Source organism: Chitinophaga sp. S165 (assembly GCF_003182155.1).
GTDB lineage: Bacteria > Bacteroidota > Bacteroidia > Chitinophagales > Chitinophagaceae > Chitinophaga.
Window position 1 is genome coordinate 1123288 of sequence record NZ_QGTG01000001.1, and the last position, 24431, is coordinate 1147718.

Here is a 24431-nt window from a genome sequence, read left to right on the forward strand (position 1 = left end):
CGCATTGACGAAACAAACAGTAAGATAAAAGGCGCTACAAGAAATACAGGTCAACAATAAAAATCATCTGTTCACTGTTCTATCATTTGTTTCATCATTCACTATTTTATTCATTTTAATACGTCCAATACAGCATGGTCAATTGCTGATAACTTATCCATCTCCGGTTTGATCAATTCCATCACAGCAATGTTGTTGGCCCCTTTATGAAGCCACTCTGCCGGTACATAGATCGTTTGCTGCGGGCCTACCTCCCAGTATCTGCCCAGGTTATGCCCGTTCACCCATACGGTACCTTTGCCCCAATTGCTCATATCCAGGTACGTATCTCCTACCGTATCTAAGGTGAAGGTTCCTTCTTTCAACGCCGGCACATTTGATCCTGCAATCGCCTTTTTTGTTTTCACTGCAGGCAGTTTGTCGAACGGCAATTTGTATAACTGCCAGTTGTTCACTTCCTTCCCGGCCCAGAGCACCTTCTCTGTTATTCCCTTTTTGTTTGTCAGCAGGTAAGGGCCGAAGTTGATACGTCCTAAGTTCTCCACCAGCAGGTCCAGTTTCACATTCCCTGCCGGTAATTGCAGTTGTATACTGTCTACTCCGGATCTTCTGTCCAGTACGCCTACCCTCTTACCATTCACCATCACAATACAGTAATCCCGCAGTTCTTTGATCTTTAGCCAGGCTTTTTTATTTCCTGCCAGCTTTGTGCTATACAACACCCATCCATAGGCCTGTCCCAGGTCTTCGAAAGTAAGCGGTTTAACGCTACCCGCAGGAACAGGCAGGAAGTTGAATAGTGGGGCCGAGCTTGTAAAACGGATGTCAGGGATCGTTATGACCGGTCTCGCAGCCGGCACTTCCGGCAGTACTGTTCCTTCAGGCAGGTGTTTTGAGATCACCTTGCGGAACTGCATGAACTTTTCTGTAGCATTCCCTGCTTCATCCAGCGGCGCATCATAATCATAACTGCTGATCTGCGGTTCGTACGGCGTACGGTCATTCGCATTAGCACCATTCATGAAACCCCTGGTTGTTCCTCCATGGAACATGTACATATTGATGGATATACCGGCGGCCAATACACTGTCGAGCTTCCCCAGGTATTGCTGATAAGGAACGGTATGATGTTTTGTTCCCCACCAGTCGAACCATGCCGGATACCATTCTGCTATATAATACGGTCCCTTTCCGTTATGATTTTCATTGATCAGTCTTTTTACTTTCGAAGGATCATCTACGCCGTTTATAGCTGGTAAAAGTCCCGGCAAATGCCCATCTTTAATTGCCGGTTCAGGGTCGCAGGTATAGAGCAGGCCATCAAACCCGGCATCAATAAATAACTTCCTGTTAATGTCCAGGTAGTCCTTATCATTGGAATAGGAGCCGTACTCATTTTCGATCTGCACCATCAGGATATTACCACCATGCTCTACCAGTAATGGCGACAACTGTTTGCCTACGGCCATAATATAATTCCTGTAAGCTTCCAGGTATTGCGGTTCCTTGCCGCGTACCACCAGTCCTTTTATCTGCTGCAACCAATATGGGTATCCGCCAAACTCCCACTCTGCACATACATAGGGACTGGGCCTTAACACGACCCATAGCCCTTCTTCCTGTGCTGTTTTCACAAAAGCTGCAATATCATTATTGCCCGAAAAATCATATTGCCCTTTTTCAGGTTCATGTACATTCCAGAATACATAGGTGCCAATGGTATTCAGCCCCATGGCTTTCGCCATTTTCATTCTTGCCCGCCAGCATTCTCGCGGAACCCGCGGATAATGCATTTCACCTGAGATCATCAGGAAAGGTTTCCCGTCCAGCAGGAATGCGGTATCGCCCAGTGCGAACGTATGTTTAGCTGTTTGCTGCGCAAGTGCGGGCATGCTGAAGATCACCATCAGCAAAACAATGATGCCAGTCCTTTTCATCCTTCGTCGTTTATTAATGAATACTTTCCGTCACCGTAACAACAGCCCGGGCGGGTATTACTATACTGTTATTTACAGCGAGGGGATGCAGATTATCCGCCCCGGAGGTCACATAGGAACGAAGCCGGCGAAACTGTCCCTTTTTACGGTCCAGTGAAATGTGCCTGTCTTCCTGCGCACTATTTACAATCACCACGCTTATTGTCTGATCTGTATTTTTATAGGCGGAAACAAGCAGACTGCTATCTCCCTGTACATTCACACTGATCCTTTTTGCACCTGGTCTTACAAAGCGGCTATAGTTCCCCATAGCCCATAACATCTTACTGTCGTGATACTGACCGTCCTGTTTATTTTTATCTATGTAGATCAGGCCATCCTTATAATCATACGGCGATATTGCTAGCCAGTATTGCCATGCAGAAGCATTTGCTACTGTCAGATCATCATGGATAACACGGGCCAGGTATAATGCTGCGTCCATACCGTAGTCTCTTTTGTTGCCATTGATCTCGCCTGCATTATCACCCAGTATGCAGTATTCAGATTGCCAGAATCCCAGTCCTTTAAAGGAGCTAATATGCCGGGCAACTTCTTCTCTTGTCCTGATGGATGCGGGGCGTGGAGATGTGGTAAAATAACTGTGACCGGAAATAACATGGCTGACATTTGACAGGTTGCCCAGGTAATCGGGAGAGCTGGTATCAAAGAAGGCAGTGATCTGTTGACCGCGGGCAGGTTTATTCTTTCCTCCATACAGGTAATCCAGCTGTCCTGCTTCACTCACCATTATCTTAGTGGAGAGCTTCCTTGCAGCCAGTGTTTTACTCAAGCTTCTGGCTACACCGCTGACCTGATCATTGTCATAGGGACATCCCTCCTGTTTATTATCGCTCCAGTCCCATTGAGGTTCATTCACAGGACTGATCACATCGAACCGGATACCGGCTGTTTTGCTGATCCCTTCCATTGCATCGGCAATGTAGGTGGCAAAGGCGTCATAGTTGTCTGGTTTGATGTTACAATTGCCCTTGTCAGCAAATGCCCTTCCGTTAATGGTAAGGTTTACCGGCGGACTGTTAAGGAATGCGAGGAATTGTTTCACCTTTCTTTCCTTCGCGGCCCGGAGGAACCAAAGTTGGCCTGACTGATTCTGCCATTTCGCGGCACGACGCCATTCATCTGTAATGCCACTGCCCTCTCCCTGTTCCGTACTACCGGCGCCTATGTTGTAACGCCAGAGGGATAACCCGATCCCCTTCGGCTGACCCGTAGCAGTAGTGTCTGAACTGAACAACCAGTCAGCGATGGTATTCTTCTTTTCCTCGGGCCAGTTACCTACAAATTGCGCCGACCATGCATCGGAAGCCCCGAAATTATCGATCGTCTGATATGTCACGTCCGGATCGATGTTTATATGCACCGCGGCGGTCTGTCCCGCCGCGGTATGCATACACGTATAAAGCAGTATTGCCGATACGATGATCTCTTTCATACTAATATCCTGTTGTTTGGTCTAACTTATTGTTTGAAGCCTGGATCTCTGTTCTCGGAATAGGCAGGAAGTAGTTCTTCTCAGCGAACAAACGGCCTGTCAGTGCTATTTTCCGGGTATATACAGGAGCGCCGTTCTTCAACTCCACCGTAATGCCATATGCAGGTACGTTCTCCGTTTGCATAGCGATCTTCCAGCGGCGTACATCATAAAAACGATGCTCTTCAAAGGCAAGCTCCACCTGTCTTTCCCTTCTGATCGCTTCTCTCATCTGGTCTTTAGACAGGCCTGCCTGCAATGCCGGCTGATTAACACTTGCACGCTGTCTTACCTGGTTTACCGCATTATAAACTGTGGCGTCAGGTCCTGCAGCTTCGTTCTGCGCTTCGGCATAGTTCAGCAAGACTTCAGCATAGCGGAGATAGATCCATGGCTGACGGCCGGCCACATCCCATGGGTTCTCGATGGGATAAGAATCATCCATGAACTTACGCAGATAATAACCGGTTTTAGTTGTATTCCAGTTTGATGGTCCGTCATTACTGTCTTTACCTCCGGGCGTATAGGCTTGTATGGTGCTTCCACGGTAAGTGGCGCCGTTATAGAGGATAGTCGCATAAAAACGGGCGTCACGATTCACATACGGAGTAGCTGCATTATAGCCGGAAGCCGGATCTGTGATCGGTTTACCGTTCTTCATCTCATATGCATCTACCAGGTTCTGTAACGGTGTATTTCCGGCCCAGCCGTTGTATCCGTTAGGACCATTCGCTATTTCCATACAAACGTGACGTGCACCTATGGCATACAACCTTGAGAAAATAGCCTCATTATTATCTGAACTCTGGAACAATTTAACGTAATCCGCTGCGATGCCATATTTATTCATGTCCATTACTGCTTTTGCCGCTGCAGCTGCTGCTTCCCAGGTACCTACATTATATAACGGGCTTGCTGCATACAATAACATGCGTGCTTTCAAAGCCAGCGCTGCACCTTTGGTAGCCCGGCCTGCCTGCCAGCTATCGTCATTCACTTCCGGCAGGTATTGCGCTGCTGAATCCAGTTCGGCTACTGCATAGCTGATACAATCGTTCAAAGGCGCCCTTGTGAACAAAGAAGGATCGGTCATATCGTCTTCCAGATTGTACACCTTATCTCCCATCAGCACCACAGTACCATAATTCCTGATCAGGTCATGATAACGGAAGGCGCGGATGAAATGTAATTCTCCTCTTAGTTTATTCCTCAATTGTTCACTCATCGGCACCTGCATGATGTTCACCAGTCCATAGTTACACTCCCTGATACTGCGGTAACTTCTGCCCCAGATCGTACCCGCAATACCCGTGTTTTCCGGCGCCAGCAATCCTCTTTGTATCAGCCAGGTATTATCATCGTTATTGTAGATAGATTCATCGCTCACAGAGCTCCACATCGCATATTCAAAACCTCTGCCGAAACCGGGAGGAGTACCTTCTCCTTCTTTATCCTGGAGTTTGATGCTCATGTAACGGTTAATTACATAATTCTGAAATAAAGCGGAATCCGATAATACGGTAACATCCGGTACTCTGTCTGTCGGCACAATGTCCAGGTAATTTTTCTTACACGAAGCAAACAGGCCTCCGGTGATCAGCAGAATAGATATAATAATATTGTTAGTTTTCATTGATGGAATTTTTACGATTAAAACTTAACATTGGCCCCTACGTTCACAATACGCTGCTGCGGATAGAACTGTCCGCTGTTGCTGCTGCCTTCCGGGTCATAGTCTTTTACATCTGTAATGGTGAACAGGTTGAAAGCATTGGCGTAGATCCTCAGTCCGGAGATCTTCATGCGTGACAATATACCTGCATTCACATTATACCCCACTTCCACATTCTTCAGACGGATAAAAGAAGCATTATTCTGCCAGAAAGAATTCCTGTACAGGCCTCCATTGATGGAAGAAGACGCTCTCTCATCTACTCTTGGATAACTACCGCCTATGTTAGAAGGGCTCCATCTGTTATCTGCCCAGCTGCTGTAGAAGTTACCGATGGTACCTGATTCCGGTAATACATACTGGCTCACATGTGTTTGTCCTGCCAGCACAAGCGATATATCAAAGCCTTTGTAATCAGCGCCCATTAAAATGCCGTAAGTAATTTCAGGCACATTGGTGTATTTTGTCCGGGTCTGATCATCAGCAGTGATATTGCCATCACCGTTATAATCCTGGTAGATCAGATCTCCCAGCTGCGCACCGGTCAGATGAGGATACTTTGTCAGTTCATCCGCTGTTCTATAGATGCCTATCGCATTATACAACAGGTCTGTATTCAATGGCCTGCCGGTTTTCCGCTGATAGTCCAGGGTCCCTGCTGCTTCGTCAATGAAGATCACTTTGCTTTTTGCGTAGGTCATATTACCACTGATATGATAGCCAACACCACTGTTCGTACGGTTATCATAGCCCAGTGTTGCTTCAATACCACTGCTATTCACTTTTCCGATATTTTCAGAAGGCACCAGCGGATCACTTCCATTAGGATTTACGATCCCCGATACCTGTGGAATGGAGGCATTCCTTTGTGTGAGTATGTCCGAACGTTTCTGTTTGAAATAGATAAACTCCAGGGAGAAGTGACGCAGGAACTGCGCATTTAATCCGAGGTCCATTTTCTCAGCGGTTTCCCAGGTAATGCTTGGATTACCCAGTTTAGTAAGATCGATACCGGAATGGATCGCAGAACCGATCACGTACATGTTACTGAAAGAATAATTATCGAACGACTGGAACAGGCCCACATTATCATTACCCAGCGTACCATAAGAGCCACGCAGTTTCAGGTCGTTGATGAAGCCTACTGACGACTTAAACCACTCTTCCTGTGATATGCGCCATCCGGCGGATACGGAAGGAAAGAAACCATATTGATTGCCTTTGGCGAAGGTGGAAGAACCATCAATACGGGCCTGTGCTTCCAGCAGGTACTTCTCCTGATAGTTGTAAGCTATACGGCCGAAATAACTTTTCCTGGTGAAATTATAGCTGTTGCCGGAGTTGTTCTTATCTGTAGCTGCTGCACCGCCCTGTGATAGTTCAGGCGTCAGTGAGGTCGGGAAATTCATCCTGTAAGCCCCAAGACTGTCCTGGCTGGTTTTACTCTGTTCGTATGCAACAAAGGCGCTGATATTATGCTGACCGAACTGCCGGGCATAGTTCAATTTAATATTTGATGTGACGAGCGACCGGTTCAGTTGTCCTTCCGCAAGGGTAGCCGCTCCGTTTGAACCGCCGATAACGGTTTTCTTATAACTGTCGCTTGCCTCGTCATAAGTGTAAACAGAATAAGGTTTACTGAACGCTTTGGCGAAACTCCAGGATTTATCAATAGAAAAGAATCCGTCCAGCGACAATCCTTCAACACCCGGAATAAGATAGCTGCCTTTCAGGATACCGTTGAATACCTGTGTAGGGTTCCGGTTAGTACCGCCGATATCAGTTACCTGCAATATCGGGTTGTTGTTCTCAATACCGGAAGTAGGAAATCCATTCGGGTAGATAGCTGCTACCGTCGGATAAGCCCTGTAAATAGAACGGAAGATATCTCCGGCGCCTGTGATGGGATAGAGACGGTCCTCCTGACGGCCAGACAGATAAATGCTCACTTTGAGCCTTTTGGTGACATCCGCATCAATGTTTGACCTGAAATTATACTGATGATAATCTGTTACACCATGTTTGTATATACCTTCCTGCTTGATCATGCCCAGGGATGCATAATATCTCACATTATCACTACCGCCGCTCACAGACAGGTTATGCTGATTCTGAAGCGCCGTTTTCTTTAATGCGGCTTTCTGCCAGTCTGTATTCGGATAAAGCAGCGGATCAGAACCATCCCTGAACTTCTGTATCTCGTCGGCTGTATAAAACTGGTTCATACCTCCTGACGGATTACCATAATACTGGATCTCATTCATGATGGTGGCATAAGTTGGGGCGTCGGCCATCGCCGGTAGCCTGGTAGGAGAAGAAAAGCCCTGGTTGAAGCTATAGGAGATCGCCGGTTTTCCCGTTTTACCCCTTTTTGTCGTTACCAGGATCACCCCGTTTGCCGCGCGACTACCATACACTGCTGCGGATGCATCTTTCAGAACGCTGATACTTTCAATATCGTTCGGGTCCAGCCTGTCCAGACCACCGATCTGTCCGGGTACTCCGTCCACCACGATCAGCACATCATTATTGCCCGTAGTAGCCTGCCCACGGATGAGGATATTGGAACCGTCATACCCTGGCTCTCCTGACCTGTTGTTGGCCATTACGCCGGAGAAACGGCCAGTCAGGGCATTGGATACATTGGGCTGCGGACTTTTAACGATATCCGCCCCTTTTACCACAGAAATGGAACCTGTCAGGGTCGCCTTTTTCTGGGTGCCGTAACCCACTACCACCACCTCATTTACATTCTGGCTGGTGGTAACAAGGGTCACATTGACCGGGGAGGTATTTCTTACAGCAATTTCCTGTGTGACATATGAAACGTGATTAAATACGAGGGTATCGCCAACACCTGCCTGCAGGGTAAATCTTCCTTCCTCATTGGTGAGCGTACCCTGGTTCGTCCCTTTTATCCGGACACTGACACCGGGAATAGCGCCTGTCGCCTCAGATACTTTCCCTGTAATATTTGTCTTTTGCGCCCTTAATTCAGGTATCAGGGACAGGGAAAAAAGAAGCATCAGTAGCAATTGTCGTAGCGACACTAAATTCACTACAGTTGGTAAGCTTTTTTTCATAACGTACATTCCTTTAAAATTGATAGATTGTTGGTTGCACTATTGTTACGTGGTAATTACCTGACTAAATTAGGGGGATAAAAAGGACCCGTAGAGGGGATAAATCGCTTAAAAAAGGGGGTATTTTCGCATTTTAGAGGGCCGAAGTATCAGATTTGACCACGTTCAGGTCCTGGTTAAATGAATGCCGGTACTTTTTTACATACGCCGACGGATTCATGCCGAATAACTTGCAGAACTGTTCCCTGAAATATTTATTATCGGCTATTCCCACCTGGAAGGCAGCCTGGTTGACCGTATAGTTTTCCTTCAGCATCAATACTGCCGCTTTCCGGAGCCTGATGGAGCGAATAAAGGCGTTGATCGTTTGTCCTGAGATCGATTTTACCTTTTTATACAGGCTGGAATGGCTCATACCGATTGCCTGCGTGAAGGTTTTGATGGAAAAATCCTCATTACCGAGGTTGGCTTCCACTATCTCGATACATCTCTTTAAAAAGTCCTGGTATTCGGCAGGGACCTTCACGTAACTCGTCTTCAGGGTGATACTTTCCTGGTAATACTGCTGGAGGAGGTTCCGGTTCCTGATAATGGTCTGCACTTTCACCAGCAACAGGGCGCTATCGAAAGGTTTGGTAATATAATCGTCAGCACCGCCCCCGATCCCTTCCATGCGGGCCTCGGAAGAAGAGGCAGAAGTCAGCAGAATAACAGGGATATGACTTACGATATCTGTCTCCTTGATCTTCCGGCACAATTCGATCCCGTTCATGCCCTCCATATGTACATCACTGATCACCAGGTCAGGCATATACTTCTCTACCGCGGCAAATCCGTCGGTCCCGTTATCGGCATCGTAAATAATATATTTGTCGGCAAAAAGCTGACGCAGGTAATCCCGGATCTCAGCATTGTCGTCAATCACCAGGATGGACCTTTTTTCTGTGATCATTTCCCCCGGCGACAACGGTTTCTCCGGCTTCCGGTACACATCATCGATCAGTTCATCGAGGATGGCCGATTTCTTAACCGGCTCTTCTTTTAGAATGTTGGCATCAAAATGCTCCTTTCCTCTTTTTAAATGAACACAGAATGTAGTGCCCTCATTTATCCGGCTGGAATAAGAGACCTTTCCTTTATGATTTTCAACGAATTTCCTGACCAGGTAAAGTCCGATACCAAACCCTGAACTATGGTTATCGCCATGCTGAAATTTGTCAAAAATCTTATCTCCCATGTTCTCAGGGATGCCTGGTCCGGAATCCTGTAGTTCTATGTCTACCCCACCAGCTGTTTGCTGAATACAAAAGGAAATCTCACCTCCGTCGGGAGTGAATTTAAAAGCGTTTGACAGTAAGTTGAAAAGGGCGATCTCTATCTGCTCGTAATTGGCATATATTTCAATCGACTCGTCGTTATCAGTCCGGAAATGGTACCTGATGTTCCGCGTTTCGGCCTGCTGGGTGAAACACAGGAACACCTCGTTACATAAAGCGATGATATCAAACCTGGTCACTGTCAGTTCTTCGTTATCCGCTTTCCGGAATAACAGCAGCTGATCCACCAGGCTTAGTAGCCTTCTTGCATTTCTATACACCACACCCAGTTTCTCACTGTCTTTCAGCTCTTTCAGTGGATTGATGATCAACGTAAGCGGGGTACGGAACTCATGAGAGATATTTGTAAAAAAGGACAGTTTCTTCTCATTCATCTCTTTCTCCTTTTCGCTTTCCAGGTGGGCCAGCCTGATCTCGTATCTCAGGCGTTCCTGACGGGACTTATATTGTATAAAGAGATAGATCACGCCGAAGATGAGCGCAATATAGATTCCATACGCCCAGCCTGTCCTGTACCAGGGAGGTAATACTATGATCTTCAGCAATTCCATTTCCTCTCCCCATTTCCCATCAGCATTTGTGACCCGGAGCATGAAATTATAGTCCCCTTCCTGCAAGTGGGTATAATTGGCTGTGCGGGATTCCCGTGCATCGTTCCAGCCCTTGTCCCATCCTTCCAGCAGGTAGCTGTAACCGATCTTATCCGGCGAAGTATATTCCAATGCTACAAAGTCAAGTGAAACAGCGGCTTTGTCGTATGGAACGGTGATCTCCTGTATATTCTCCAAAGACCGCTTAGAGATATAATCATTGTTCTGCTCTGCCGGCACATTATTCAAACGGATACCTGTCAGGAAAACCGGTGAGAAGTTGCTCCGTTCATAAATGCTGTCGGGATGGAAGATATTAAAGCCCTTGATACCACCGAAAAAGAACTCACCGGACTTCAGTTTCAATGCCGCATTGTACGCGAACTGGTTACTTTGTAGTCCGTCGGTCTGTGAAAAGCTCCTGCAGGTATGGGTTATAGGATCAAACTTTGCCAGCCCATTGAATGTACTTAGCCAGAGATTGCCCTTATCATCTTCCAGCAAACGGAGCACTGAATTGCCGGGCAATCCGTCAGCCTCAGAGAAACGCTTGTACTTGCCGCTCGCAGGGTTGAACTCCAGCAACCCTCCACCCTCTGTACCTACCCACAAAATGCCCCGGCGGTCTTCATGTACAGTACGTACTGTATATCCGATCCTATAGGTCCGGTGCTGCTTATGATCACGATCGATCTTTATCAGTGAGGAATAATTCCCTCCCCACATGTTGCCCTGACGATCTTCCGCCAGGCATTGCAGATTGACCAGTGTCCTGTCAAAAAGCTCAAAGGTGTTTGTCTGCCGGTTAAAGAGATATAATGTGCCATTATTCGACGTACTGGCCCACAGATTCTTTTGCGCATCTTCATAGATCACCCAGACATTATTCTCGGCAGCCTGCGTAAATGGGTTAAAACAGGTATAACGATCAAATGCGTCCCGGCTCTTATTATATCTGCTTACACCACCGAACCAGGTAGCTATCCAAAGATCGCCATTGGAATCTTTCAGCATACCGGTAATAAAATTGCTGCTGATAGCGTGTTTATTCTCCCTATCGTAGTTATAGTTTTTTACGATATTGTTCTCGCGGTCCCAGTATTTAAGTCCTCCGCCATCCGTACCGATCCACATATTTCTTCCGTCCGCTTCACAGAAGGAGAGAATAAAATTGTCGACCGTGCCTTTGAAGGCATGTTGCTCGAATAAATTACGCCTGTTATCTATTATATTAACACCACCGCGTAGTGTGCCGATCCACTTACGTCCTTCGCGGTCTTCGCATATAGAGTAAACGGCATTACTGCTCAATGGATAGTTGCTGCGCTCCGCCTTTCCGTCTCTGACGATAAAAATACCATGACCATCAGAGGCTGCCCATAGTAGTCCCTGATTATCAGCACAAAGGCTTACTATCTTGCTATTTTCTTTCAGATAGTTGGCAGAGTAGGAATTATTATACCTGAAAAGACCTTTGTCAGTACCGATCCAGAGATCGCCGTTCCTGTCGGACTTCAGGCAATTAGCTTGTTTTAATTCATTGCTGATGATGGTAATGGTTGCTTTTCTGCAATCATATTTACATAATCCGATATCCTGAACGAAGATATATGCGACAGTTTTATCCGCATTAAACTCTATTGCGGTCACCTCATAATTTGTGTTATTATTTATCGGGATCTGGCGCCCAGCTGCTGAGTGCCTGTTAAATAATAACAGTCCTTTGGTTTCCGATCCGACCAGTACTGTGCCGTCATTTCCGGCTTTGATGACATGGATATTCCCTTCAACGGCTTTACCTGTTGCAACATTTCTGGCTACACAAAAGCGTTCATTCACCGGATCGAAGATGCTGACGCCTTTGCGTCCTCCGATCCATAACCTGTGGTCAGTATCGCCGTCTATAGTGTAGATACCATTATCTATCAGTGAAGTAGTGTCCCCTATCCTATTCCTGTAAATCCTGAATTTATATCCATCGTACCGGTTCAGCCCATCATAAGTACCGAACCACATGAAGCCTTTATAATCCTGATAAACGTTTACGACCGCATTATTGGAGAGCCCGTTTTCTATACTCAGATACCGCAAAGGTTGCTCAGCGGCGAATAGACCATTTAAATGAATGGTCATCCATATCATCATCAGCATTGTCCACCGCATTCTGTCAGCGCTTATTTGTTGTCAAAATAACATTTTTTATTGTAATCGCACCCAACAATATACCATTTCAGAAAAGAAATAGCCCTCCTTCCTTCGGGGCTGGAAATGTCCGGTTCGCCCTGAATCTGGTCCACTTAAACTGTTTACTGATTGTCCGGCGGCAGCTGCAGCCATAGTTTTGAGCCGTCAATTATAAACACTCAACAAAACACGGAAACTACAAAACACAATCTATGAAACATCTTATTTTATCCGCCCTTCTGGCGTTGGGCCTGGTATCCTGCAGTAAAGACGAAAAACCTTCCAATGATCAGGACAATGTAACAGTTGATTATCATCAGACAGCGAAGACACAATTCGTACAATCTGGTGATACCAAATATGCTTACCGCGTTCTGGGCGACAAAGAAGGTACTCCCCTGGTAATGGTATCTCCCCTGGGAGGCACAATGGATGATTGGGACCCGGCACTTACCAATGGCCTCGCTCAAAAATACAAGGTGATCATCTTTGATAATCAGGGTGTAGCATCTTCTACAGGTAAAACACCTTCCACCATTGCAGACATGGCTAAAGGTGCAGTTACGTTCATCAAAGCATTAGGTTATACTAAAGTAAATCTGATGGGATTCTCTATGGGTGCGTTTATCACCCAGCAGATCGTACTTACAGAACCGGCATTGGTTAATAAGATCGTACTTACCGGCGTAGGTCCTAAAGGAAGCGAAGGTCTTTCTAAACTGCCTGATATCTTAGCTGGCGGCGCAGGTCTGAACCCGCTGGAATCATTCCTGTATTTCGGATTCACAACATCTACCGCTAGTAGAGATGCAGGTAAACTGTCTTACGAAAGGACGCTCAAACGTACCGTTAACAGAGATTCAACATTGAGCAATGAAAGCAGTGTGGCGCAGCTCACCGCAGTACTGGCATGGGCACAACCATATCCGAATGCGCTGAAAGAACTGGAAGCTGTTACACAGCCTACGTTGATCCTTCAAGGTGAAAAAGACCGTCCTGTTCCAGTAGTAAATGCGATCAACATCTCTCAGCACATTCCTAATGCACGCCTGGTGGTTTATCCGGATGCAGCGCACGCAGCACTGTTCCAGCTGCCGGATGAGTTCACAAAAGAAATAGCTGATTTCCTGAAATAACATCTTATAATGTAAACAGAAAAACCGTGTAGGTCTTATGACCTATGCGGTTTTGACATATCATGTTGTGTTGTAGCCCTAATTGTTTATCTTGCGGCTTCCTATAAACCTTTGAATTCCCTATGCGTCTTCTCTCCTCATTCCTGCTGCTTTTTTGCATGATCAATGCTACTTCCGTATCAGGACAATCCAGTCCAGGTAATGAAGCCATCGTCAAAGTCTTTGAGAAAGTCCTGAAAGCAAAGCGCGATCAGTGGGCTAAAAGCAATTACAACAGCGTGATCTTTGTTCCGGATGCGGAGATAAAACAGACGGTCATATTCCATCAGTTTAAGGCCACCAGTTTCGATAGTGTAGGTTTTTACAGACCATCGCAGGACAAGTCCGGGAAGTTCTTGTATTTCTTCCCCGTTCCACTGGACACGACTTATACAGACGGTGAAATGCAGATGCATTTTCCCAATGGCGGTTATTCATTCATTGAAGAAAGAAGCCTGTCCAAGAACCTTACTTTCCGGGGAGACACCATCATTTACAAAACTGATAGTGCAAAATCCGTTAAATATCCTGGTACTTATGGCCTTCGCATTATGCCTGATAAAGATTCTAAAATTAACGCGCGTCTATCCTATGCCTGGTATCTGCCAGAGGGTTACGAATACATTTCTTATAAAAGTAACAGAAAAGGCTATTGGCAACGGGAAGATAACCTGATACATTTTGTCGGTGATTTTGAGGAAAATAATTTCCTCTTCGAAATCCGGTTTCGGAAGAAGCACGAACAACCAGCTATATTGCTAGGCAGAACAATAAATTACACAAAGACGATACCTGTAACAGCAGACCACATTGATCTATTTATAAACGACGCCCAAACAGAGGATGGCGACATTATTTCGCTTAACCTGAATGGTGAGTGGATCGTACGCGGACTGGAGGTTACAAAGGCAGGTGCAAAGATCCGTGTTCCTTTGATCCATAAGAAAAACTATCTCATCATGCATGCGGAGAACCTGGGTTCCATTCCTCCCAATACGGCTTCTATGAAGCTGAATGACGGAACTAAGGTTCATGAGATCACACTCAACTCAGATGCGGGAAAAAGCGAAGGTATTTTGTTTGTACGGCCGTAGTAGTGGGTCTGTAATAATCTACCTCTCTACTTCCCATAAGCCGCAAACGCTTCCAGGTACTTACTAATAAATTCCTCCTTACGTTTTAAACGATATTGCATGATAAAACGTGGATGCTCGAGCGGCACGATCGTTTCAAAGAACCGTTCCTTTTCATTGAGCTGTTTCAGAAAGGCAGCGTTCTTCCCCGTACCGAAGCAATAACAAACACGGGTATCTATCCCGAATTCCAGCTGCTGCCGGATGCTGGTTACCATGAAGTCGTACACGGCGTTGGTCAGTGCTTTACTATCGTAGTAATTGTAATTAATCTCCGAGCCGTCAGGTTGTATGGCGGTAAATCCTAAAGGTGAGACGGACGCAAAATAAAAGTCGTTATAAAAAGCAGTTGGACCTCCATAAGCATTGATCACATCGTAAACGAACACCGATGAAGGCTCATGCGTTTTTAATCCTTCGATACTGATCCCTACTACTTCTGTCAGCCTTTTGGTATCAGTGAAAGGGATCCCCGTTGCGCCGGAGCCTAGTCTGCCGGGATTAATACCCATGATCATCCTTCGCTGATGATGATCGCTATAATACTTACGGTAAAACTGCTGCATGATATCCATTACCTGTGGCTGTTCACGGAAGGGATTCATGATCCTGATACCCGGAGGTAACGAGCCTATGTAATGCAGATTACTATTGAATTCAATGACGTGGTCGGCGAATGTCTTCTTTTTCTTCATGATAGGATTTGGCCTGTAAAGATATGTTTAAATGCCGCTATCATAACAGCTGTGCGTCGATCTCCTGTTTCATCAAATTGATCAGCAAGAGCATCTGGCTGTTATCCTGTGCGATCCTCGAAACGAGGATGCCGCCTTCAAGCATGGCGAACGCTTTTACAACAAAAGTATGGATATCCCAGTCTGGTTTAAATTCACCATCATCGATACCCTTTTGTAATAAGGCTTTCATGAAATGCTGGATATCACCGATAGCCTGGTTCACGATATCCCTGATAACCGGACTTGTATCGTCGGCTTCCATTCCGAAGTTAAGAATGGGACAACCTCCCTTTATGGGATGATTTAGGGGATCACTTAACAGGTCCAGTACTGCAAAGAATTTATCGTGCGCGCTGACAAAATGAGCCACTTCTTCACCCGACCTATCGATGAACAACTGGATATTATAAGCAACTACACTGTAGGCTAATTCGTCCTTGTTACTGAAATGGACATAGAGACTTCCTTTGGCAAGATTGGTCACTGCCATGATATCAGAAATGGCAGTAGCAGCTACTCCTTTTGTATTAAAGAGCGGAGCGGTTTGCTCTATAATATACTGTTTCGTTTTTTCCGCCTTAGTCATCATCAGAGGTTTGTTTAAACAAAGATAGCTCAAAATGAACGATCATTCATTTCTGTCAAACTTTTGTCATCATTCCTGTCATCAGTAATACACAAATAATTAATAATCAGATAAATAATAAAAACACTCGGATTCTTCCCTGTTTCAAGTAGCTGAAATGAACAGTCGTTCATTTACCTTTATAAGGTCATTTGGTGGCCAACCTGTTATGATAACTACAGCGGCAACGTGGCCTGATCAGCCATACCGCAGATACAACAATCATCTAAAACAGTAACAATGGAACTCACTTATTACGGCCATTCCACTTTCTCAGTCGTTGCCGGAGGCAAGCACATTCTCTTTGACCCATTCATTTCGGGAAATGATCTGGCGAAACACATCCGCATCGATGAGATCAAGGCTGACTACATTTTTGTATCTCACGGACATTTTGATCATATCACTGATGTGGCATCTATTGCCAAACGTACCGGCGCAACGGTGCTCGGCATATGGGAACTATATGACCATTTCACCAAACAGGGTGTTCAGAATGCAATACCCCTCAACCCCGGTGGTAAGATCACGCTCGATTTCGGGACCGCGAAGTCTGTTCCGGCCCAGCATTCAAGCAGTTTCCCTGATGGCAGTTATGCCGGTGTAGCAGCAGGATTCGTACTGACAACTCCCGAAGGCAATTTCTACTATAGTGGCGATACCGCATTGACGATGGATATGAGCTTTATTCCCAAATGGACAAAACTGGACTTCGCTGTTTTCCCGATCGGAGACCAGTTGACAATGGGTCCCGAAGAAGCCATTGAAGCAGCAAAGCTGGTCGAGGTGAACACTGTGTTTGGCGTACACTATGATACTTTTGATATAATCAGGATTGATAAAGCAAACACCATACAGACATTTAAGAAAGCAGGGGTGACATTACACCTGGCGGGCATCGGAGATACAATAACGATCTGATTTACATAAGGCGGGCATTGTCCCGCCTCCTGCAGCTTTGATCGGAACTATATTTTATGCTCTTCAACCGCGGACTCGCTACCATTGTTGCCGCCAGGTTGATCATAGATTGCCTGGATAAAGGACTGGAGCCATACAGCCGGCGTCAATGCGTATTAAACGCCACAGCAACGTGTATTATAAACACAAAGTCGTATTTCTCCCCGTTCTGCGCCCATGCGGCTGAGTTGCTGTGCCGGCCGCTGTTGTGCTTTCATACCAGGGTGGAATAACAATTGCAGCTGGGATGTAAACGTAAACAGGTATGCCGAAGGATAAGAACAAGGTATTGGTGACACTGATGATAGGCACGTCTATGGCGGCCATTGACAGCAGCATAGTAAACGTATCGTTACCTGTTATGCAACAGGAGTTCGATGCCGCCGTGGATGAGGTTTCCCTGGTGATCACCGCTTATATGATCACATTCCTGCTCTTTATTCCACTGACCAACTGGCTTAAAAACCGGATCGGCTATTACCATCTTTACATGGGAAGCATCCTGGTGTTCATTTTAGGATCGTTCCTTTGCAGTATATCGGGCTCGCTTACCATGCTGGTTACCTCCAGGGTGGTACAGGCAATCGGTGGAGGCGCTATTGCTCCTACCTCACTTGCTATCCTGTCGGAAGCCTTTCCCAAAAAAGAGCGTGGCAGCGCCATTGGGTGGTGGGGTATTGGCAACGTTATGGGCCCTGCGCTCGGCCCGACACTGGGAGGAGTGCTGACGGAATACCTGGGCTGGCAGGCAATATTCTATGTAAATCTTCCGATCGGACTGATAGCGGTTCTGCTCAACATGCGTTACCTGTCGTTCCTGAAGCTTAAGCCTCGTTGCAAACCGCCTTTTGACCTGAAAGGATATCTGTTGTTTGTATGTTTTATTATCTTATTGCAATTTACGCTGACAAGTACCAGCAGCAGATACGGCTTCACTTCCTGGCAGTTCCTGGCAGGGATCGTATTAACGGCCGTTTTCCTGTGGCTATTTATCCGGTCTTCCAAACGACCGCAATCATTGCTTGACCTGTCTGTATTCTGCAATGCCGGGTTTAACAGGGCATTCATTATAGTCGCCATTCGGTCACTGGCCCTCTTTGGCGGCATGTTCTTCCTGCCCTTCCTCTTACAGGGCTTTCTTGGTTATACAGAGATAGAAAGCGCCATGTTATTATTACCCAATGCCCTGATAATGCTTGTGACAAGGCCTCTAGCGGGCAAACTTGCAGACAATGGCATGATCAGGAATATTTCAATAACGGGAATCTGTTTACTATCCGCTTCTTTCTTTCTTTTCGCTCGTATAGACACGGGAACACCTGTATGGTTTATTTTGCTGGCAATGGTGATCCGTGGACTCGGCATCAGCTTCCTGATAGCGCCCGTTTCGACAGCGATGCTGAATGCTGTTACACAGGCGCAAACCGCTACTGCAACATCTCTGAACAGCCTGATCCTTCAGCTGGGAGGCTCTGTAGGGATCGCCATCAGCAGCTCTCTCCATTCTTACATTTATGATCTTTACATGGCGAAAGGCGATGATGCCTCGCTGGCAGAGCATTATGCACTGCAGGACGGTTTTCTTTTTACAGCCGTGCTGATACTGGTAAGCTTAATTCCTGCTGCGAAGCTTCCCCAGAAAGTGTACAAACACTTACGCCACCGGCATAAGGAGGCAATGGGATAGCAGCAGTAACACCTTTGCTTTTTGCTGCTTTGGGCAAGGTGCGTTGCGGAATTGTCTTCCCGCCGGGTTTCAATAATTCAAACGACTGTGCTATCTGATGGAATAGATCCCGTGATTCCTTCAAACGGGAGATCCTTGAGATACCCGTTATCATATACACGAAGCCTTTCCGATACACGACAAAATAGCTTCCGCATATGGTATCGTTCATGTTCGGCACCGCATGCATATCTTCAAACCAACGCATTTTTTCTCCATTCACCCAATAAGTGCCGGTGTCTTTAACCGCCTGCAGGCGATTCCTTTTGGTCATTTTTTGCAGCAGGGAAAACGCACTATCGGTATTCAAACCGGGATGTTTGAATACAGCCACATTGAAATTATCAGGAACACGCTTTTCATCCATACTGCTTACATTCACCCCCGCTATTTTCATGGATGGACTGTCGGGTGTAGCCTGATATTTCCAGGTTTCCGGTACACTAATAGAAAAATTGCTGACGGTGTCCTTGTAGATGTAAAACGACTGTGCCTTAACAGACATCTGCCATAGCAGGCAGCAAATGACCAGCAAATACTTCATAGAATAGATTAATTCCGCCAGCGAAGATATAAAATGAAAAGCAGTACCGGAAATCATCATGCCCCTCCGGACAACCGGTGCAAGTCCACAGTTGCGCGGATTATCGTAACTTAATAATAAAATCGGTCGCCATGAAAAAGCATCTTTTACTGGTGATACCAGCCTGTTCCCTACTGGCACTATTCTCCTTCCGGCTCCTCACCGATCAAAAGAATAAAACAGCTGTTCTGTCCATAGCCACAGCTGACGGCCGGTCTTCTATAGCCTGCGCTCCCCCCGCCGGCAAAACGGTCCGGACAGATGCAAACGGCAAGTTTGCGCCGGTATTTCCGGGATGGGGAACTTATCATTACGGTATACATACTTCCAGCGATAGCGCCCAGTTCTATTTCGACCAGGGCCTGAACCTCTATTACAGCTACCACCTCACAGAAGCCCTCGCTTCTTTCAAAGAAGCTGCCAGATATGATACATCCTGTGCGATGGCCTACTGGGGACAGGCGCTGGCAATGGGGCCATACTATAATAGTTACTATTATGAGATGCCGGTTACTATATTTCCTGTGCTGGAAAAAATGAACCAGGCACTCCCCGGAACAGAAAAAGAGAAAGGGCTTGTAAAGGCCATGAATGAAAGATATTCTGCTGATACAAGCGACACTAAACGCAGTGAGTTAAACCGCGCCTATGCCCGGTCGCTGGCCGCTCTGATCAAGAAACATCCTGCCGATGCGGATATAAAAGCCCTCTATGTAGACGCTGTGATGCTCGAACACACCTGGGATTTCTGGCAAAGCGATGGTACGCCTAAAACATGGACGCCCGAACTGGTCGACTATTGTGATGATATACTGAAGCAACATCCTAACCACCCTGCTGCATTACACTACCAGATCCACCTGGTGGAAGCTTCGCGGCATCCGGAGAAAGCATTAGCGCATGCGGATAAGCTGAAGGACGCCCTACCCGGCGTTCCTCATATGGTGCATATGTCCAGTCATATGTACCAGCGTAATGGTTTGTATGCAAAAGGGGTTGAGATAAATGAGGACGCGTCTTCGTTACTCATCCGCTACGATTCTCTGGCATCCCATCTGAACCTGGGAATATTCGGCCTCACTCATTATGATGCTGTTGGCGCTTTCTGTGCGATGAATGCAAACATGTATGAGAAAGGCAGGGAGATGTCCGGTCATCTTCATGATATTTTATCGACTAACTACAAATCACGTCTTTCCAGTACGTTCTTTCAATACCTGTACATGATGCCTATGTTCAATGCTGTCAGGTCAGGCAAATGGAATGAGGTCCTTGCAATGCCGCCGCCCGATAAAGATCTCCGCTATGCCAGGTTGCTTGACCATTTCGGCAAAGGATTAGCTGCTTTACGAAAGGCTGATACAATGAATGCCATCCATCACTTAGGCCAGCTGCAGGAACTAACAGATGATAAGTCCCTTGCGAGCAGGAACCTCCCTTTTAATACAGCTATGGAATCCGCAAAGATTGCAGAGGCCATACTTGCCGGCGAGCTTCTTCTGGCGCATGGCAAGCATGATGCAGGGATACAGTCCCTGGAAAATGCGGTATCCCTGGAGGACAATATGATCTACCGTGAGCCGAAAGAATGGCCGATCCCTGCACGTCATTTCCTCGGTGCAGGCCTGATAAAGCTTAATAAGGCGGTTAAGGCGGCACAGGTATATCGTGATGACCTTGTGCGAAATCCAGGTAACGGATGGGCCTTTCTGGGGTTATATCAAAGCCTCGCCATGCAGCACAAAGGCAGGGAGGCTGACAAATACAGGGAAGCATTGAAGCTGGCTTTTGCCACTGCGGATGAACAACCGCCTGCTTCAGTATACTGATATATACCTGTGCAGCACCAGCATATCGGTCATTAGCGGAGTGAAAATTCTCCGAAGTGCCAGAGAACGCCTGAGGGATCGTGCACGAAACATTCCTTTCCCCAGTCTTCCGTCCGGACCGGCGTCAGTTTCACACCTTCATACTTAGTGGTCAGGTCAAGCGCCACCAATTCTTTCCAGAAGCGCTCTACGTCGTCAACTTCTAAAAAGATCATCGAATTATCTATCCAGTCCTGTACGTAGGCGTCCTGTAAATAGAAGGCTAAAGTTCCGGATTTGAACACAGACATATTGTGCGAGAGTACACTTTCTTCGAAACCCAGGTCCCTGTAAAAACTGCGAGATGTTTTAAAATCCTTAGCGCCAATGAAAGGCCGGATAGATACAGCTTTATGTTCCATGGTTTTCACTTTAGTGATTGCCGATAGTGGCGGTACTAAAGATATCATAAAGCCCGGACAAATCTCCGGGCTTTATGATATTCATGAAATTTTCACCATCGGATGAATATATTATTTCTTCCTGTAACCAGCGGTCCCCATTGTGGACCCAGCCAGCGGTTGATAATAAACCGCATCTGCCTTTGACGATAGCCATGTGGGGTATTTCTTATTCGCCAGTGTACCGGTGCCTTCTACCGCAGCAGCGCCGTCTTCTACATAAATGTAATTTTTCGGGTAGATGGTAGCGGCAGCGTTGAGTGGACGGATAAACGCATTCGCGTTGATGATCTGGGCGCTCTTCATACCGGTGCTGCCATTCAGACGGAGACTGTTGCCCTTAGTAACAGCAATAGTATTGTTTGTGAAACGTACTACTGCATTGGCCGTACCTCTCAGGCTCACACCATCCAGCTGGTTACCTCTGAACAGGTTGTTGTTCATGATATGGGTAGCGCCGTTTTCGCCGGAACCATAGAACTGCAGCATCTCACCCCAGCCATCGTGTACGTAGTTATCGTGTGTATTTGTGTTGGTCGTGCGTCCACCTATCAGAATACCTCCGTTATGTGAGCTATTCTTCTGCATGCCCCAGTTGGTTACTTCGTTGTTGTAAACTTCCATCTGATCGGCAGCAGCGGTCTGAATACCATCGAGCCCGATATTCTGCACTTTGTTGTTGTAGATCTTCACATTTCTCCAGATGATCGGCTGCACGTACTGGTGTCCGCCTGCCATTCCGGATGTTGCGCCATAGTAAGGCACATTGGAAGTCAGGTCCCAGTAAGTAGCAGTGTGCCCGATATACATTGCTTCATTGGTAGTGCCTTTGATCAGCAGATCATGTATTTTCAGATTCATCATAGTGGTGTTAGGATATGCTGTTGTAGCATCTCCTTTTACAGGATCAGTTTTTGCTACGATACCATTGCCACCGTTTTGAATAGTAAGATTGGATACTTCGATATTATCTGTTTTGTTGCCCAATTGCAGGTCATAATAAGAAGCTTTCGCTGCCTGCGTAGAGCCACTGATAACAATGCTCGATTGTCCTGACTGTCCGCCGAAACGGATATAATGACAGTTCCAGAACACACATGCCACACCGTATGCGCCACCGTTCCATGCGGGGTTCCCGATAGTGACAGCAGTTCCTGTCAGGTTACGGATAGTTATCGGCGCAGATGAGCTTCCACTCAGGTTCACAACCTGGACAGCCTTAAAATTACCTTTCAGATTAATGATGTCTCCGGGCTGGTAGGTTTTGCTGGTATTGTCAATAAGCAGGCGGCCATTGACATCCGGAACAAGTGTGAATTGTCTTCCGGTGGCTGTTGCAGTGACAGCCACATTGTCACCAGTTAATTTTTCCTGTAAAGCGTCTTCTTTTTTGCAGCTGGCGGCGAGTAAAAGCACAGCTACGCCAATCATTGATTGGACAATGTGTTTACGATTCTTCATGTTAATGTTATGGTTAAAATTTTGCGCAAGATAGTAAACCGATGCGACTATTTTTCTATCTTGCAAAAATTACTGAAAGGAGTACTAACAGAATCAACTATACGATGAGAGCCTTTATTTATCTGCCTTTTGTCCTGAGTATATTCACTACTGTTGCGCGTTCACAGCACACGAACACTGACGGGAAACAACTGGTAAAATCCATTGATTCATTCACAAAAAAAAATTTTTACAAGTGGTTGGAATTTGAGGAAATGACTGCGTCTCATATCGACAATGGAGCTGCAACAAAATTCGATTCCTTCCGCAATAATTCTTTTGTAAAAGCGTTTACGACTTTTACAGAACAGCAGGCAACTCACTACGCAGCTGTACGGTCGTCGAAATTCGCGCAATACGCCGCGCCACCTCCTGCACTGCTGGCGCTTAAATGGGATACAACCGGCCAGCAATCGCCTGGTAGCACTATCAGTCATATGGACCTCTTTGCCGTAGCCTTCATCCGCACTTTCGATCCGTCAACGATCGCACAGATCACGAATTCGCTCGTAACGGCTGACATGTTTACAGATTCATCGCGCGATAAAATGTTTGCCTATTACAGCAAAAGGGATTTGTTCGGTATACGGATCTATGCGCGTCCGATCGACAATAATAACTGGCAGGTATGGGCAGCCGATCATTTCATGGCGCTTTCCTTCCGGTTTGATGCTGCAAACGGAATTGTCTCAGCGGTTAGTCACACGTACATGGACGATCCTGCATATGCGAAAATACAATGGCCTCCTTCCGTTGCGAAACCTGCCAATGAAACTGAACGTTTGCGGCAGGACATTCTGACGGAGATATGGAACAGTTATCCGGCCAACGCAGTTGAGGGGAACAGCTATTACGCGTATAGGGACATCCGCAATGAACAGGTGACAAAATTTCATAACCGTCAGCTCGCAAGGTATAAGCCGGCCAGGGAAGAACAGCTGCGTTTATTAGACGCACCTCCTGCCGAATTGACAAATTACAAAGAGCTTACTGCGCCAGAGGACAATCTGCTGCAACACTCAGACAGTACTTATAACGCCGCTACCCTACTGTATGCCGAACAATGGATGCAAACACTTGCTATAGCAGCTGTCAGTTATTTCCAGATCGACACAAAAATATTTGCCAAACGCGTACAACGCAATGCAATATCAGGTTCTAAGACCTACGCACGCCGTCTGAATGACAATGAATGGGAAATCATGACGATCAGCGCGCGGGACGCCAGCTCCTGCATATGGAACATCAAAACAGGATACGCCCGGAATGGACGTTACTGGGTGTCAAAAGAACCGGGAGCCTGATAGAAATAAGTCTCCGTTCAGTTATTCTGAGGGTTTACCAATATGTCAAAGAACTTTTAGCAGAATTCAGCAATAGCCGTCC

Annotated in this window: 16 protein-coding genes; 6 read left to right on the top strand and 10 right to left on the bottom strand. The window is 46.4% G+C overall.

What is annotated here, in order from left to right; translation table 11 throughout:
• Positions 1–110 precede the first annotated feature (110 nt).
• From C7475_RS03990 to C7475_RS04010, 5 genes are all read right to left on the bottom strand, one after another.
• Positions 111–1937 carry a beta-galactosidase gene (locus C7475_RS03990; RefSeq protein WP_110051316.1) on the bottom strand — a complete coding sequence of 609 codons (1827 nt, stop codon included), beginning with the start codon at positions 1935–1937 and terminating at the stop codon, positions 111–113.
• A 13-nt stretch (positions 1938–1950) separates the two neighbouring features.
• Positions 1951–3432, bottom strand: coding sequence for a glycoside hydrolase family 30 protein (locus C7475_RS03995; protein WP_110051319.1), 1482 nt, complete (start codon positions 3430–3432; stop codon positions 1951–1953).
• Between the two features lies 1 nt (position 3433).
• On the bottom strand, positions 3434–5104 hold the full coding sequence (locus tag C7475_RS04000; RefSeq protein WP_110051321.1) for a RagB/SusD family nutrient uptake outer membrane protein: 1671 nt from the start codon (positions 5102–5104) through the stop codon (positions 3434–3436).
• A 17-nt stretch (positions 5105–5121) separates the two neighbouring features.
• Complete coding sequence (locus C7475_RS04005; RefSeq protein WP_110051323.1) at positions 5122–8226, bottom strand: TonB-dependent receptor; 3105 nt, start codon at positions 8224–8226, stop codon at positions 5122–5124.
• Between the two features lie 133 nt (positions 8227–8359).
• On the bottom strand, positions 8360–12316 hold the full coding sequence (locus C7475_RS04010) for a hybrid sensor histidine kinase/response regulator transcription factor (protein WP_110051326.1): 3957 nt from the start codon (positions 12314–12316) through the stop codon (positions 8360–8362).
• 233 nt (positions 12317–12549) lie between these two features.
• Here C7475_RS04010 and C7475_RS04015 point away from each other — a divergent pair, with 233 nt between their 5' ends.
• Together C7475_RS04015 and C7475_RS04020 are read left to right on the top strand one after the other, a co-directional pair.
• Entirely contained in the window at positions 12550–13473 is a 924-nt protein-coding gene (locus C7475_RS04015) for an alpha/beta fold hydrolase (protein WP_110051328.1), read from the top strand.
• 122 nt (positions 13474–13595) lie between these two features.
• Positions 13596–14606: a hypothetical protein gene (locus C7475_RS04020; protein ID WP_110051330.1), complete on the top strand. Its 1011-nt coding sequence runs from the start codon at positions 13596–13598 to the stop codon at positions 14604–14606.
• A gap of 26 nt (positions 14607–14632) precedes the next feature.
• On the opposite strand, the gene C7475_RS04025 is transcribed toward C7475_RS04020, so the two are convergent.
• Together C7475_RS04025 and C7475_RS04030 are read right to left on the bottom strand one after the other, a co-directional pair.
• Entirely contained in the window at positions 14633–15340 is a 708-nt protein-coding gene (locus C7475_RS04025; RefSeq protein ID WP_110051332.1) for an SMUG2 DNA glycosylase family protein, read from the bottom strand.
• A gap of 40 nt (positions 15341–15380) precedes the next feature.
• The gene (locus C7475_RS04030) at positions 15381–15971 is read right to left on the bottom strand and encodes a TetR/AcrR family transcriptional regulator (protein ID WP_233259757.1); all 591 of its coding nucleotides are present in this window, start codon (positions 15969–15971) and stop codon (positions 15381–15383) included.
• Between the two features lie 276 nt (positions 15972–16247).
• Between C7475_RS04030 and C7475_RS04035 the strand changes: the two genes are divergently transcribed.
• Together C7475_RS04035 and C7475_RS04040 are read left to right on the top strand one after the other, a co-directional pair.
• Entirely contained in the window at positions 16248–16928 is a 681-nt protein-coding gene (locus C7475_RS04035; protein WP_110051334.1) for a metal-dependent hydrolase, read from the top strand.
• A gap of 304 nt (positions 16929–17232) precedes the next feature.
• Positions 17233–18654, top strand: a complete 1422-nt coding sequence (locus C7475_RS04040; RefSeq protein WP_110051336.1) for an MDR family MFS transporter — start codon at positions 17233–17235, stop codon at positions 18652–18654.
• Here C7475_RS04040 and C7475_RS32740 read toward each other — a convergent pair.
• On the bottom strand, positions 18554–19237 hold the full coding sequence (locus C7475_RS32740) for a hypothetical protein (protein WP_146217456.1): 684 nt from the start codon (positions 19235–19237) through the stop codon (positions 18554–18556). The genes C7475_RS04040 and C7475_RS32740 overlap by 101 nt on opposite strands.
• Before the next feature lie 131 nt (positions 19238–19368).
• On the opposite strand from C7475_RS32740, the gene C7475_RS04050 reads away from it, so the two are divergent.
• Complete coding sequence (locus C7475_RS04050) at positions 19369–21105, top strand: hypothetical protein (RefSeq protein WP_110051341.1); 1737 nt, start codon at positions 19369–19371, stop codon at positions 21103–21105.
• A gap of 32 nt (positions 21106–21137) precedes the next feature.
• Here C7475_RS04050 and C7475_RS04055 read toward each other — a convergent pair whose 3' ends face one another.
• Both C7475_RS04055 and C7475_RS04060 read right to left on the bottom strand, forming a co-directional pair.
• Complete coding sequence (locus tag C7475_RS04055) at positions 21138–21506, bottom strand: VOC family protein (RefSeq protein WP_110051344.1); 369 nt, start codon at positions 21504–21506, stop codon at positions 21138–21140.
• 111 nt (positions 21507–21617) lie between these two features.
• Positions 21618–23006 carry a right-handed parallel beta-helix repeat-containing protein gene (locus C7475_RS04060; protein WP_110051346.1) on the bottom strand — a complete coding sequence of 463 codons (1389 nt, stop codon included), beginning with the start codon at positions 23004–23006 and terminating at the stop codon, positions 21618–21620.
• A gap of 104 nt (positions 23007–23110) precedes the next feature.
• On the opposite strand from C7475_RS04060, the gene C7475_RS04065 reads away from it, so the two are divergent.
• Complete coding sequence (locus tag C7475_RS04065) at positions 23111–24349, top strand: hypothetical protein (protein ID WP_110051349.1); 1239 nt, start codon at positions 23111–23113, stop codon at positions 24347–24349.
• The last annotated feature ends 82 nt before the right edge of the window (positions 24350–24431 follow it).

Bases quoted from the DNA above. Each gene is read 5' to 3' on its own strand.
- C7475_RS03990 (WP_110051316.1), bottom strand. From the start codon at position 1,937: ATGAAAAGGACTGGCATCATTGTTTTGCTGATGGTGATCTTCAGCATG.
- C7475_RS03995 (WP_110051319.1), bottom strand. From the start codon at position 3,432: ATGAAAGAGATCATCGTATCGGCAATACTGCTTTATACGTGTATGCAT.
- C7475_RS04000 (WP_110051321.1), bottom strand. From the start codon at position 5,104: ATGAAAACTAACAATATTATTATATCTATTCTGCTGATCACCGGAGGC.
- C7475_RS04005 (WP_110051323.1), bottom strand. From the start codon at position 8,226: ATGAAAAAAAGCTTACCAACTGTAGTGAATTTAGTGTCGCTACGACAA.
- C7475_RS04010 (WP_110051326.1), bottom strand. From the start codon at position 12,316: ATGCGGTGGACAATGCTGATGATGATATGGATGACCATTCATTTAAAT.
- C7475_RS04015 (WP_110051328.1), top strand. From the start codon at position 12,550: ATGAAACATCTTATTTTATCCGCCCTTCTGGCGTTGGGCCTGGTATCC.
- C7475_RS04020 (WP_110051330.1), top strand. From the start codon at position 13,596: ATGCGTCTTCTCTCCTCATTCCTGCTGCTTTTTTGCATGATCAATGCT.
- C7475_RS04025 (WP_110051332.1), bottom strand. From the start codon at position 15,340: ATGAAGAAAAAGAAGACATTCGCCGACCACGTCATTGAATTCAATAGT.
- C7475_RS04030 (WP_233259757.1), bottom strand. From the start codon at position 15,971: ATGATGACTAAGGCGGAAAAAACGAAACAGTATATTATAGAGCAAACC.
- C7475_RS04035 (WP_110051334.1), top strand. From the start codon at position 16,248: ATGGAACTCACTTATTACGGCCATTCCACTTTCTCAGTCGTTGCCGGA.
- C7475_RS04040 (WP_110051336.1), top strand. From the start codon at position 17,233: ATGCCGAAGGATAAGAACAAGGTATTGGTGACACTGATGATAGGCACG.
- C7475_RS32740 (WP_146217456.1), bottom strand. From the start codon at position 19,237: ATGAAGTATTTGCTGGTCATTTGCTGCCTGCTATGGCAGATGTCTGTT.
- C7475_RS04050 (WP_110051341.1), top strand. From the start codon at position 19,369: ATGAAAAAGCATCTTTTACTGGTGATACCAGCCTGTTCCCTACTGGCA.
- C7475_RS04055 (WP_110051344.1), bottom strand. From the start codon at position 21,506: ATGGAACATAAAGCTGTATCTATCCGGCCTTTCATTGGCGCTAAGGAT.
- C7475_RS04060 (WP_110051346.1), bottom strand. From the start codon at position 23,006: ATGAAGAATCGTAAACACATTGTCCAATCAATGATTGGCGTAGCTGTG.
- C7475_RS04065 (WP_110051349.1), top strand. From the start codon at position 23,111: ATGAGAGCCTTTATTTATCTGCCTTTTGTCCTGAGTATATTCACTACT.